The organism is Paenibacillus sp. JT22N15 (assembly GCF_059383755.1).
The window spans coordinates 424881-438415 of record NZ_JBXENV010000002.1 but is presented as its reverse complement, the minus strand read 5'-3'; the positions used below and the strand labels follow the sequence as shown (position 1 = coordinate 438415).

At 43.5% G+C, this 13535-nt stretch carries 11 protein-coding genes and 1 pseudogene; 8 read left to right on the top strand and 4 right to left on the bottom strand.

Annotated features, from left to right (window positions below):
• Positions 1-295: 295 nt before the first annotated feature.
• Positions 296-940 (top strand): hypothetical protein, encoded by a 645-nt coding sequence (locus tag AC50X8_RS05565; protein WP_056031741.1) that lies wholly within the window; start codon positions 296-298, stop codon positions 938-940.
• Positions 941-1107: 167 nt separating this feature from the next.
• Here AC50X8_RS05565 and AC50X8_RS05560 read toward each other — a convergent pair whose 3' ends face one another.
• Complete coding sequence (locus AC50X8_RS05560; protein ID WP_494879013.1) at positions 1108-2082, bottom strand: alpha/beta hydrolase; 975 nt, start codon at positions 2080-2082, stop codon at positions 1108-1110.
• A gap of 14 nt (positions 2083-2096) precedes the next feature.
• Positions 2097-2708 carry a TetR/AcrR family transcriptional regulator gene (locus AC50X8_RS05555; protein ID WP_494863874.1) on the bottom strand — a complete coding sequence of 204 codons (612 nt, stop codon included), beginning with the start codon at positions 2706-2708 and terminating at the stop codon, positions 2097-2099.
• 335 nt (positions 2709-3043) lie between these two features.
• On the opposite strand from AC50X8_RS05555, the gene AC50X8_RS05550 reads away from it, so the two are divergent.
• The 4 genes from AC50X8_RS05550 (at position 3044) to AC50X8_RS05535 (ending at position 7870) form a co-directional block, all read left to right on the top strand.
• Positions 3044-4282 carry a molybdopterin-dependent oxidoreductase gene (locus AC50X8_RS05550; RefSeq protein ID WP_494879012.1) on the top strand — a complete coding sequence of 413 codons (1239 nt, stop codon included), beginning with the start codon at positions 3044-3046 and terminating at the stop codon, positions 4280-4282.
• Positions 4283-4387: 105 nt separating this feature from the next.
• The gene (locus AC50X8_RS05545) at positions 4388-5539 is read left to right on the top strand and encodes an alpha/beta hydrolase family protein (RefSeq protein ID WP_494879011.1); all 1152 of its coding nucleotides are present in this window, start codon (positions 4388-4390) and stop codon (positions 5537-5539) included.
• A gap of 93 nt (positions 5540-5632) precedes the next feature.
• Positions 5633-6481, top strand: a complete 849-nt coding sequence (locus tag AC50X8_RS05540) for a sulfurtransferase (protein ID WP_056032982.1) — start codon at positions 5633-5635, stop codon at positions 6479-6481.
• A gap of 567 nt (positions 6482-7048) precedes the next feature.
• Complete coding sequence (locus tag AC50X8_RS05535) at positions 7049-7870, top strand: hypothetical protein (RefSeq protein ID WP_056031699.1); 822 nt, start codon at positions 7049-7051, stop codon at positions 7868-7870.
• Between the two features lie 413 nt (positions 7871-8283).
• Here the strand turns inward: AC50X8_RS05535 and AC50X8_RS05530 are convergent, their stop codons facing one another.
• On the bottom strand, positions 8284-8589 hold the full coding sequence (locus tag AC50X8_RS05530; RefSeq protein WP_327204909.1) for a tyrosine-type recombinase/integrase: 306 nt from the start codon (positions 8587-8589) through the stop codon (positions 8284-8286).
• Here AC50X8_RS05530 and AC50X8_RS05525 point away from each other — a divergent pair.
• Positions 8563-8886, top strand: a pseudogene (locus AC50X8_RS05525) (integrase core domain-containing protein); the annotation flags it as partial. The gene AC50X8_RS05530 and the pseudogene AC50X8_RS05525 overlap by 27 nt on opposite strands.
• Positions 8887-9375: 489 nt before the next feature.
• Here AC50X8_RS05525 and AC50X8_RS05520 read toward each other — a convergent pair.
• Positions 9376-9678, bottom strand: coding sequence for a hypothetical protein (locus AC50X8_RS05520; RefSeq protein ID WP_056031694.1), 303 nt, complete (start codon positions 9676-9678; stop codon positions 9376-9378).
• A 307-nt stretch (positions 9679-9985) separates the two neighbouring features.
• On the opposite strand from AC50X8_RS05520, the gene AC50X8_RS05515 reads away from it, so the two are divergent.
• The gene (locus tag AC50X8_RS05515; RefSeq protein ID WP_494879010.1) at positions 9986-11725 is read left to right on the top strand and encodes an ABC-F family ATP-binding cassette domain-containing protein; all 1740 of its coding nucleotides are present in this window, start codon (positions 9986-9988) and stop codon (positions 11723-11725) included.
• A 490-nt stretch (positions 11726-12215) separates the two neighbouring features.
• On the top strand, positions 12216-13391 hold the full coding sequence (locus tag AC50X8_RS05510) for a copper amine oxidase N-terminal domain-containing protein (protein WP_494879009.1): 1176 nt from the start codon (positions 12216-12218) through the stop codon (positions 13389-13391).
• The last annotated feature ends 144 nt before the right edge of the window (positions 13392-13535 follow it).

The following is a 13535-nucleotide window of genomic DNA, read 5'->3' as shown; positions in this document are numbered from 1 at the left end:
GTGGTTTAACCCTGTTTCTGTTAAAATAGCTGCTGCTGTGTCCGCCAAATTTATATTTGTGCAAGCCGCAATATAAAACCCTTGAAACGAAGAAGATAATGCTGCCTCTTGGTACGTAAATCTACAAATATGAGGTGTGACATTCCCAGTAGAGGCATGGTAGTAGAGGCGATACGTTTGACGCCGGCTTCTATTAGATAGGATTTACTTACGTTTTCATGCACGCCCTAGTTTGAGCGGCTTTTTCCTGAAGCGGATAAAAAGATATAATAGGCTCAAAGAGAATGAAGCGGAGGTGAGCAGGCTGCAGTTGTTTGTGATGCAAGCGGATGTAGGCGGAATAAGCCGGAGCAAGGCGTTTTTGGAGGATAACTTCGTTTGCTTGTATGGCCCGGGGCTTGGAAATTTGGAGCCATTCGACGAGGAAGCGTGCAAGGCACGGTTGATTGAGGCCGATGCTCTGGAGGGTGCGGCGCTTGTTAGCCGTATCGTGGAGCTTCGTTTGTTCGTGGAAGTGATGGCTGATGGCGATTATGTGCTTCTAGTGGATGGGGACAAGGTGCATTTTGGCGATTTGGGCGACTATTATTATGTGTTGGACGCGGATAATAGGGAGGACGGCAGCTGCCATCGAAGAGGTGTGACCTGGCTCAAAAGCTTGCCGCAAGCCATGGCCGCCCCAGAGCTAAAGTCATTTATAGCCGAAGGGCAATTTCCCGCTATGTACGAGCATCCCGTAACCGATTGGCAGATGGAGCTCTGGTTGAGCGGTGCTGGGGAAAGCGGCGGACAGAGTGAGCAGACTTTTGCCATAGATCATGCGACAATAAGGGAAGCGGTGGACATTTTAAGACTGGCGATGCAGAGTGAAGATGTAGAGCGCCGGGAACGGGCAGCCGCCGCTATTTTGCAATATGCGTCCCGTTCGCGCTCTTTGTGAGCAATAAAGGTGCTGAATTAGGAACTCTTTTGCTTGCATAAAAGCTGCATGTCGTCTTTTCATAGAATGCCCAGAGACCATTAAAAGCCCATTTACCAAAAGCAAGGTACAGCTCTTCTCCATTTCTTGAGGAGTCTGTACCTTGCTTCTATATAAGGAAGGGTATTTTATTTCCCTAAATACTCATCCATAAAGAGATCTACTCTTTGAAAATATTCAGTAGGGTAATGGTTAATAGCATCGATGTGCTCCGTATTTTGCGGGTACCATACTTCTGCACTTGGATTATCTTTTATGGACTCGAAAATCACTTCCGTATTTTTATAACTAATTTGCTGATCTCCTGTACCATGAATGAGCATAACGGGCTTGTTTTGCATCTTTTTTACCGCATCCATCGGAGATATGGAATTTAGATCAACGTTAAAGGCCCAATTTGCCATCCATGTAGATGTATAACTGAATGGAAACGCAGGCAAGCCTGAAAAGAAAGGCAAACCTTCTCTCAAAAATAGACCAGCATTACGAAAAGGGCTATCGGCAATGACGGCTTTAATGTCATCACTTTCACTTGCGGCTAGCAAGGAAGTAGCAGCACCCATTGAAAAGCCGATAACGCCAATGCTATCACCCGTATGGTCTCTGGATTTTAAATAGCTTACAGCTCCTAGCAGATCGTATTTTTCATTGAGGCCCAGTGTAATCAAATCACCATTGGAATTTCCTTGCGAGCTGAGGTCAAATGCCAATACATTGTAGCCCTTCGGAACGAAATGCTCTACTAGCTTTGGGGTCCGCCCTTTAACTAAACGATTGCTCGTATAGCCATGGACGACAATAATGGTCTTATTGCTTGCTTCACCAGAAAGATTATTTGCAGGAAAAAAGGAGCCTCTAATCGTATTATCATTTTTCAAGCTTGGGAACTCGACCTCTTCGAAGGGAGTTTTCTCGATATTCAATTCGTAGCTGACATTAGTGTCTCTAGGATGGTGCAGCAAAGTGTCTACTACTTTATAAGAGATAAAAAATACAAGAGCCGCCACAAGCAAAAGCGCAATTCCTAGGCTCCATAAAATTTTCTTCCGTTTTTTCACACGCACATTAATTGTCTGGTCCGGTTGTAAGGATAGTTGGCTCATTCTGACTCCTCCAGTTATTCTCTAGGTTGTATGGGGGCGAACAAATAATAGGCATGCCCCTTCAGATTTTCCCACTCGGGATGATGGATAATATTTTCTCCAAGAGTTAAGCCCACTCCATTTAAAAAAGAGATGTAGCTGCGAGAGATCATTGCTGGAGAAAAGCTTTTGTCGAACTCTCCCATTAGCTGACCCTTGGCATAGACGGATTCGATCGCATCGGTCATGACCTTTATGCTTTCAAGAACCTTCTGTGTAAGTTCAGGAAATCTGGTTCGTTGTCCTAAAACAGATTGGGCAAGCCGCAATTCATTGGTATAGGAATAGATATCGTTGAATTGTTCTTTCACCATGTTCTTAATCAATGCGCCCGGTGTCCCCTCTTGTTGGAGACAAGCAAGCGACTTCAGCTGAATATCAGCAAGCGGCTCAAGGACGGCGGCGTAATATAAAGCTTCTTTGCTAGCGAAATATTGAAAAATGGTTCCAGGAGTCACGCCCACCCTCTCCGCAATGATGGCCGTTGTGGTATTAGAATAGCCGCCTTCTGCAAACAGGATAACCGCTTCTTTTAGGATGCGTTTGCGCCGCTCCAGTCTTTTTTCTTCATTGACGGGTCTAGCCAAATGGATTCCCCTCTCTTTAAACGAAGTTTTAATTAATTAAATAACTGATCAATTAATTAATAATGTATCTTAAATTGCGCCTTATAGCAAGACCGAATTTATTTTATTTAAGAGCAGGCTCATGCTAAAAACAGCGGTTGATATTTTTGTAAGCGCTTCGTTGCTAGCTGTTTAGCGCAGATTGCTATGCTTGACCCATCGTTTCGTAATGTTGTGCGTCAGGCGTTATAATAGAATTAAGAAGGCTGGGACGAACGAAAATGAGAATGAGAACGAGAATGAAAAGCCGCACATTTTAGTTATACATATGGAGCTTGGGAAGGGGACGTTTTCAAATGAGTTCATTCATTGAGCGTTTGCGCAAGGGCTATGGGAAAAAGCTGGTTTCGCTCCACGCATGGAATGGCTGGATCGTTGTCATTTTGGCATTGACGGGACTGATGCTGCTGGGCGGTTTTTGGCGCGGATTTCTGGGCGAAGGCCGCGTATGGCTAAAAGGACTCCATATCGTCGTTGGCATCGCTTCGCTTCTGCCCGTCGTTTATTACTTATTTCTTGCCGCTAAGCACTGGAAGCAAATAAAGGAAAAGCCGTGGCAAAAATTTAATGTAATCGTCGTGCTGGCGCTGCTCGCGGGATGGTTTTTGTCTGGTGTATTGCTGTGGCAGTTTAGACTAGTAGGGCCCGGAATATCGAACGCAGCGCTGCTCGTGCATGATTTGCTCACCTGGATCGGTCTGCCTTATATTATCTACCATTCCATTACGCGGACAAAATGGCTCAAGCAGCCTCATCGTCGTACGATAAAGCCGGTTCATGAGGAAGAGATTCACCCAGCGGCAGGGCCGCAGGCGGTATATTCACGGCGACAGGTAATAAAATGGACGCTGGGCGCGGGGATCGCGATTGCGATAGGGCCTTCTTTTCTCAAGTGGCTTGGCGGGGCGCTTGGGACAGGCTTTGGCGGAACGAAGTCGCTGGATGAAATCGTTGCGGAGGATGACAATCAGCTGCTGCCTGCGCCGCAGCCGCTTCCTGCATCTCTGCCGCCAACGGGCGGCGGGGCAAAGGGGAATTTTCGCGTATATACGGTAACGCCGATTCCGAAATTCGACAATAGCAATTGGTCTTTTATAATTGATGGCTTGGTTGACCAGCGCTTGCAGTGGAATTGGGAGCAATTTGTCGCTTTGAAACGGACGGTGCAGGTGAGCGATTTTCATTGTGTGACGGGCTGGTCCGTTTACAACAATACGTGGGAAGGCATTCCGCTTAAGGAGTTGCTAAAAGCCGCAGGCGTTCAGACGAAAGCGCGGACGGTGAAGTTTTATTCCGGCGACGGCGTGTACACCGATACGCTGACGCTGGAGCAGGCGGATATGGACGATGTGATGGTCGCGGTCATGCACGACGGCAAGCCGATTCCAAGCGATCTCGGAGGCCCGGTTAAGCTCATTGTGCCGAAAATGTACGCCTACAAGTCGGTCAAATGGCTGAACCGCATTGAGCTGATCGAAGGGGAGCATGTCGGTTATTGGGAACAACGCGGATACGCGAATGATGCGTGGGTTTGAGGGATGAGGAACGACTGAATAGATAGTGTGAGTGGTCGCTTTCTACCTGTCGTTGCAGTCCAAAGCTTGCAGCTCCGCCATTTCTCATACCGGAAGGGGAAAACGATGAAAATCAAAGAGAAACACAAGCTCAGAAAACCTAGCGGGGCTTATGACGTAGGCTGCTCTAGCTTATATTATGAGTATGAACGGGATGAACAACAGGATGAAAAACGATTGATTCCTTGTCTATGCTTTTATCCAGCAGGAGAGACTCAGGAAGGGCGCTTGAAAAAATATATAAGCGAAGAGATTCTGCCCGGCACGAGCGGCATTGAAACGAATTCCTATATGAATGCGCCCGTTGCTGACGGCAAGCATCCGCTGCTGCTTTTTAGCCATGGCTACTGCCTTTCTTGTGAAGCTAACACCGTTCAGTTCGAGGAGCTTGCGTCCCACGGTTATATCGTGCTCAGCATCGGGCATTTGGGGGATGGGTCTTATGAGCTGCCTGATGGCAGCATTTCGAAGTTTGATGTGAGCGGGCTGCCGGAGGCTGTGGTCGCGGACGCGACAAAAGGCGTGGAGATATTCCGGACATACGCAGCATGGCTTGGCGGAAAAGGGAAAGAAGCGAGCTTCGAGGAGCATCATGACTACTATGAGCGAATCATTGATAGCCAGCCCAATATGATCAATCGCAATGAACTGTGGGTGACGGATAGCCTTACTGCTCTTGAGCATTTTTTGGCGGATGCCGAGCAGGAGAATGCTGCGTTTTACAGCCATATTGATGCTGAAAAGATTGGTGCCTTCGGCATGTCCTTCGGAGGAAGCGCGGCTTTAAATATGGCGTTCGTATCTGAGCGGGTCAAAGCCATTGCCAATTTGGATGGTTTTTGCTATAGCTCAATGTGGCATAGGCCGATGAATAAGCCCGTGCTTTTGCTGCAAAATGACAGCCCGCTAGCCGGACATTATCTCAGCTTTCCTTTTCAAAATGCGGCCAGCGAAGCTTATTTAGCAACGATTTTAAACAGCACTCACAGCAATTTTACCGATTACAGCGAGATTATGGCGGAGAATCTGATTTCGAAAAGCAAAATTGGCGATGTAGAGGTCGAGATTGCACTGCTGGGTACCATTGATCCGGAGCGGATGGAGAGCGTGATGAATGCGCTGCTGGTCGATTTTTTCGATAAATATCTTAAAGGCAAGGCTGCCAGGGTAATAGACAAAGAGGGCTCGCTGGAAGATGTGATTTTGCAAAGGAAATAGTGGGCAAATGGTTGCTCCTCAAGGGATTTATCGGGTACGATGGCGGTATATAGCTGGGTTAAGCCAGAAAATATGTTGGAGGAGCTGAGCGGGATGACTTATTTTAAAAAGGCGGATTGGGTGCTTGAGCGTTTGGGTGCTGAAAATACAGTAATTGTCGATACGCGTTATTTGCTGACTGAGCCTGAAACAGGCCGAGAATCGTATGAAGAGGCCCATATTCCGGGAGCCTATTATGCCGATCTAAGCCATGATTTGTCGGGACCGAAGCGCCCGAACGGAGAAGGTGGACGCCATCCTCTGCCAGAGACGGAAGTATTGGCCGCTTTTTTGGGACGGATTGGAATTGGCAATCATACGACAGTAGTGGCTTACGATAACCAAGGTGGGGCTATGGCCTCACGCCTGCGCTGGCTGCTTGAGTGGATGGGGCATGAGGGGCAAGTGTATGTGCTGGAGGGCGGATTCACCGCTTGGCAGGCAGCAGATTATCCCGTTAGCTCAGAAGAGCCGGAGGCGGTGGCAGGGGTTATTTTTGAACCAGCTTTGCGGGACGAGATACTGGTAAGCCGCTCTTATGTGAAGGAGAGCATTGGCAAGGACGGGATCGTCATTATTGATTCGCGTGAAGCGCCTCGCTATCGGGGGGAAGTCGAGCCGATGGACCCGGCGGCCGGGCATATTCCGGGGGCGATTAATCATTTTTGGGTGGAAAGCCGCCATGTGGATGGCATGTGGAAGTCGCCGGAGGAGCAGGCGGAACGCTTTGCCGCGCTGTCGAAGGACGATGAAATTATCGTGTACTGCGGATCAGGTGTGACCGCTACGCCTAACTTTTTTGCGCTGCAGGAGGCAGGGTTTAAGAATGTGAAGCTTTATGCGGGGAGTTGGAGTGATTGGAGTTCTGATAGCGGGAATCCGGTGGCTACGGGGGAGGAGTAAGGGCCGAGAAGCATTTATAGTATGTGTCTGGAAGTACATCGTCACGTGGGCTGAATGCTCGGGGCGATGTATTTTTTTACGCTCGAAGTCAACATGGAGTCAACGCTCGCTTCTTGTAAATACTTTCAGAAAGCCCAGAACCGAGCGCTTGTTTGTGTGTTTCTTCATGTATCGTACAGGCCACCAGACATGAGCATTTTTGCCGTTGTACGCACACAAAGAAGGCCGGTCTGCCAACCTCCTCGTAGGAAAATGCTGTATGGGCCCCTTATTCACGATACAGGCGTTGTTTCATGCATTGTAACTAAATTATAAACTCAGAAGCGATTCAATAGCCCTCACATTTTCAAAACCAATCAACAAGAAATCAACAACCGTGTGAGCTTGAATAAGCTAAAACTCCATTTTGTGTCCCGCATGCGGTCTTTCGGAAATACAAATATACTTTGTTGAAATTTATGGATAAGTATGGGAAAATTGAGCTAACATTCTAATTTATCCACGATGAGGGGATGTTGATTTATTTGTGGAACTGAATGCAAAAAATGAAGAGATGAGGAATAAAATATGAGAAGAGCAATTGCATTTATTTTAACGTTATCTTTGATATTTGCGCTGTCTCCCATGCAGACTTTTGCAGCGAAAAGTCAAGAATTAGTGCTACTGGAACAACAGAAGGAGATTTTTAAAGATGGAGAAATTATTGGAACAACATATAGAACTATAACTAGAACTATTATTGATAATAAGATCCTATTAAATACTAAAGAAATTAATAACTTTAATGATGGTAGTGTTACAGAAAATTCAGATGTAACAACAATCGAAGTAATTAATGAGAATGAGGCAGAAATAAATGGTGAAAAGTACGATCTAAATGAGGTGATTTACAGTGATTCAAGCTATGAGAACACACCAATGAATCAAAGATTTTCATATACAGTTCTCGGGAGCGGAGGACGCTACTCTTACATTACTTGGGAGGATCGTTATACTCATATACTTCTCCCTACTCCATATACTACAACTATGACAACTGCTTCTGGAATTAAAAATAGGCTATCAATCGACGGCGCAATGTTTTTAGATACTGGTGGAGCAAAAGATGATGCAGTCACCAAGTCAGTACTTACAGATGGTCCGAATAAATTAGCAGTAATAAATTTCAAGCATTATGCTGGCGATGTTGTCGCAGCTAGAAATACCATTAATATAAATGCTCCCTTACTTATGGCCGCATTAGGGTTAACAGTTTTGACAGCAGCTAGTGTCGTTGGTGCTATTGGAGGAGCAATAGGTGTTGCTGGATTCGCTACTGCTATTTGGTCTGCGGGTAGCGATGCAAATAGTTCGATGGGTAGCGCTTATGCAATTCTACAAAGCATCTAATGAATAGAAAACGGTAATTTCAAGCACATAAGTAAAACTGATTAGCTAATCATTTTTACTTATGTGCAATTTTCATGTTAAACTACACATATTGGAATCAGGTAAATCAAGTGTTATGAAATGGAAAAATACTTAAATAAGTTGGAGGTGAATGGATATTACTTCGGAAATATTAATGATTATTTTGGTTAGTATATGGCCTTTGTTTATTTTATATACACTTATATATAAGAAATATAAAACAAAAAAAGAGAAGGTAGGAATAATAATAAGTGGTTTATTGTGGATAATATTCCTGATCGCTAATTTTATTATATAAGAGTTTTACAAGAGCCTCTGATTTCGTAACTAATCAGCCGACTAGATCCTCCTTTCCACCTTAATTCAATACGTACTGTAGTTTCTTAGTTATTTTACCTGCCAGTCAGTATTTTGCTTAACTCATTTGCAGCCTTATAGTCCACTCCATATGTATGGCTGTACCTATCCAAAGTGATGCCCACACTTGAATGGCTCAATCGCTCACTAACTAGCTTAGGGTGTACGTTCTGCTGGAGCAGAAGGCTCGCGTGCGTATGGCGAAGATCGTGGTATCGGATTCTAGGTAGTCTAGATTTTTGAAGCATATCACGCCAGCGGGATTCAAAATAGTACGGATTTACTGGACAGCCAAACTTGGTTTGTGTAATCAGCAGCGTCCATCTGGTGAGGTGTTGCATCACTCCGATCGAGGCAGTCAGTATACTTCTCATGACTACCAAGCCCGTCTAAAAATAAACAAAATGAAGGCTAGTATGAGTCGCAAAGGCAACTGCTATGACAATGCTTGCATCGAGGCGTTCCATAGCGTTCTTAAAAAGGAACTCATTTATTTGGAGCGGTTCAAGACACTCGAACAAGCATGCAGACGCATCATTGAATACATTCTCTGCTTCTACAATGCCAAACGTATTCATTCGACCATCGGGTATCTCACACCTAATGAATGCGAACGCAGGTACCGAATGGCTGCTTAACTCTCTCGGTTTCTTGTGTCTACTCTATTGACAGAGGTACATCCTGCTTGTTACGTTTTTGGTATTCGCTTTTTTAATAGGCTTAATGAGGGGTTATACGATACTGGGTATAACTTGGTCATAGTTAAATACAATTAGGTATTGTATTGTTGCATCACACGAATGATAATCAACAGTGCAGGAAGCCGGGTTTAAGAATGTGAAGCTTTATGCGGGGAGCTAGAGTGATTGGAGTAGCGACCCGCGGAACTCTGTCGCCACAGGCGACTATAGTATGCGGATTTTGAATACATCGCTATGTGGGCCGAGTGCCTGGGGCGATGTATTTTTATGCTTGAAATCAACAAAGAGACCGCGTGCAGTCTAGACGGCACGCGGTCCTTCTCATGTAAGCATGTTGATCGGACTTGCTTGCTCTAATAATAAGAGATGGAAAACCGCGCCGGACGCGGTTTGAAGGGCTGCAGCGGCCCAAATTTGCTAATTCGTTTAAAGCATCATTCCGATATCATGCTGGCCGACGATAAGCTTCACCGGCTCGAGGTAAACTCGCGTGAGCGGCGGTCGCGCGATGAGATCGATTTCGATATCCGTGATTTTATAACGAGCGATTTTACCATCCCTTTTATCGTAAACGACATTGAATTCCTTCAATCCTACTTGTTGAATCAGAACGGAGGACCCGATCGACAAGGCAGCCGTTTCGAACTTCCCATGATCGAACAACACTTCCGAAATAATTTCATCGTTCATATCCACAATCGTGACCTGTTGGCAAAACTGGTATTGCATGCGCAGACATCTCCTTTAGGTGGTATTGATGCAGAATGAGTGGATTGGATGCCCCATGCCGCTCTTCTTACTTTATCGGATAAATCGGGCTGTCAGTATAGCGTGATTTTTACCAATTCTTTTTATTCTCCTAAGCGTGTTAGTATACTTTCAAAGTAATATGCCACTTGGACCACCAAGGGATAGGATATAAACCGATTGAAGTTGGTTGTGAACAGTGTTACTCTAACAACGGTAAACTAAAGATCTATAGCTTGCCATACACCTAGTAATAGTCACTATTTTAGTTATAGAGAAAGGAAATACTATGATAAAAGTTGATAACTTATCCTTCTCATTTCCGCAAAAAGAACTATATAAAAACATATCATTTACGCTTGAGGAGGCACAACATTGCGCTTTTATAGGAACAAGCGGGAATGGTAAAAGTACATTAATAGATATTTTAATGGATCCAGAAAGATACTTGTTCGAAGGCAAGTTAGTAATAGACCCGACTTGCAAGATTGGACACGTAAGTCAATTTCCACAAATCGACACAACGAAAGAAACAACCGTTTATGAATATATAGGGGAAGAATTTATTAAGATACAAAATGAAATAACAGCTATTTGTACGGAGATGGAAACATCATCGGATATTGATTCCTTATTAGAAAAATATCAATTAGCTTTAGACGCATTGGATTTAATTGGCGGGGAGGATTTTGAAAGCAACCTTAATAAAAAACTTAATCTAGCCAACCTTATGAAGCTTAAAAATCTTAGCGTATCTGACCTGAGCGGTGGGGAATTCAAGCTCATTCAAGTGATGAAGGAAATGCTTAGTAGTCCAGACTTAATGATTATGGACGAACCAGATGTATTTCTAGACTTTGAAAACCTAAATGCGCTTAAGAATCTTATTAATTCTCACAAGGGAATGCTGCTAGTTGTTACGCACAACCGATATCTTTTGAATCATTGCTTCAACAAAGTTATACACCTTGAAAATACAGAAATCCAAGAGTTTGATGGGCGATATATGGATTATACCTTCTCATTACTTCAGACTAAAGTTGAGTTGCAAGAGCTCAAAGTTGCTGAGGATGAAGAAATAGAGAGAAACGAGCAAATCATTGATAATCTTAGAGCTATCGCAACTTATAATTCAGAAGCTTCTAGAGGCAAAGCATTAAAAGCTAGAGTCAAGTTTCAAGAAAGATTGGAAGCACGTAGAATTAAAGCGCCATTTGTTGATATTAAGCAACCGAATATTAGCTTTGGTATCGATAATGAAATTGAAGACGCCATTGTTGTAAATGTAAAAAATTATTGTGTTGCCTTTGATGAATTGCTTTTAGACAATGTTAACTTCGAGATAAAATCTACGGATAAAGTAGCCATTATTGGTTCGAACGGTACCGGGAAAACGACTTTACTCCGAGATATCTTTAAAAATAATCATGAATCAATTGAAATAAATGCTGATGTTAAAGAGGCTTATTTATCTCAAAATCAAGGCGAAGTGCTAAAGGTATCTAATACAATACTAGAAGAATTCATCGACGCTGGATTTAAGAGTTATGATGAAGTTAGAACGTATATTGCAAACTATGGTTTTGAAGGAGAAATCGTTAATCAAAAGATAAAATCTCTATCTGGTGGAGAAAAAAATATGCTTCAATTGGCTAAAGCTGCTGCCAGTAAAGCAAACGTATTGCTTCTTGATGAACCGACAAGTCACTTAGACATCTATTCCCAAATAGCACTGGAGAAAGCTATTGAAGGCTATAAAGGTGCGATTCTGATGATTTCTCATGATTTTTATTCTGTTGTAAATGGTATGGATTATGTTTTAATCATTGAGAATAAGACGATTAGGAAAATGACGATTAAAAAATTTAGACAGATGATTTATGCTAGTCATTTCGATAGGGACTATCTTGAATCGGAACAAAATAAAAGATTAGTTGAAATGAAAATAGAGTTGGCTTTAAAAGATACTGATTTTGAACTTGCAAAAGTATTGGTTGATGAGTTGGAAGAGCTGATTAAGACGCTTTAAATGATAACCTTCTGATTACATTGAAGATTCCACAAGAATTAGAAGAACATATTAGGCATCTAGGACGTTCACTATCAAGAACAAGAGCAGGTTATCGAAAAGATAGCCCGTTCTTTTTTTTGTGTGAAAAATGAGAAAAAGAATTTGACAAGTAGGTGGGAATGTAAAAAGGAAATTAAACTCGAAAGAAAAAGTTGCACTGTGGAACGGTTATGCAACTCCTGATATTAATGAGCGGCAACAGCATGATCAATAAGCTGAATAGGGACAGTCAATAGCTGCCGATCCTGATGGCAATGTTCACTCTCTTTTTGCGATCAACCCAATTACGGAGCAATTCTAGCAAATGATAATATGCAATAAAGTTTCATAAATTTCAATGTAACTTGATAATGCTATCGGTTTACGGAAATAACGGGGAAAAAGATAAGAATATGGTACAATTTATTAAGATTAATTATAGCTTGTATATTTGAGAGGGGAAATTAACTTGCTGAAAAAGAAATGGTTAAGTACTGTAGGAATCGCATTATTAGCTTTAATGATGATCTCTGTGCAATATGTGCAGGCAGCTGGAATATCGTTGATCGTGAATGGAAGTTCAATAGAACAGAAGGTTCCTCCTGTCGTAAAGGATGGGAAGGTTCTTATTTCCGTTAAAAATGCTGCGGATATGTTTGAATCTAAGTATCGCTGGGACAATCAAACCAAGACATTGACGCTGTCTGATGACAAGTTTACCGTGTTATTCGTTCTTGAACGCGCATCGGCAATCGTTACTATCGGTACGGAGACTACGGAGGTAGCATTAGAGCAGTCGGCACAAATAGTGAATGGCAGCTTGATGGTTCCAGCTCGTTTCCTAGTGGAGTTATACGGAGGCAAGGTGGTGTGGGATCAGACGCTTCAAACATTACATATTACAATGGATGAAGCAATGGAGCCTGCTCTGCCTGGAGCTAAAGGCGACCAAGGCGATAAAGGTGACAAAGGCGAAACGGGGTCAACGGGAGCAACTGGGGCAGCAGGCGCCAAGGGTGATAAGGGAGACAAAGGCGATCCGGGAGCAACGGGTGCAACAGGAGCGGCAGGTGCCAAAGGTGATAAGGGAGATAAAGGCGATCCAGGTGCAGCAGGTCCAGTAGGCCCAGCGGGTCCGATAGGCGAGACGGGTTCTGCTGGTGCAACTGGACCAGCAGGGACTTCTTATACATCTGAAGGGTTTTCGGCTGCTGGTGCAACCACTGCAAATAGTAGTATGCAATTTATAAGTTGGAGTGTGGCTTCCCCACATTATTCGAGTCCTACGTTTAATGCTGCTACTGGGATATTTACGGCGCCGGAGACCGGCAAGTATGCCATAAATGCAACTGTTAACTATAATACAACTGCTTCACTCAGCGTAAGCCTAGGCAGCGGTGTCAACCCAATTTTCACCGTAAAGAAAAATGCCAACTCTGATTTAATAAAAGGTAACTTGCCTATTTTAAATGTTAATATGCCTTTAGTCTTAACTATGAGAGCCCTACTTGAGAGCGCAACGGTGACACTATCTGGTGATGTTCAGTTGCAAGCAGGCGATCAAGTTGGATTATATTATGAAGCTAACGGTCTTACCATTAATCTCAATATGGATGCGGTATGGTCGATTCATCGGTTGTCCTAAGACGAGGCTGTATGAGGAGAGGGCATACCTCTCAAAATAGAAATGCATATTACTAGAAATAAATCTGGGCCGTTCTCTTTGTGATATGCTCCCATCATAGTAGACAGAAGAAAAACAAAACCCCTACTTCTATCGTTATGGGAA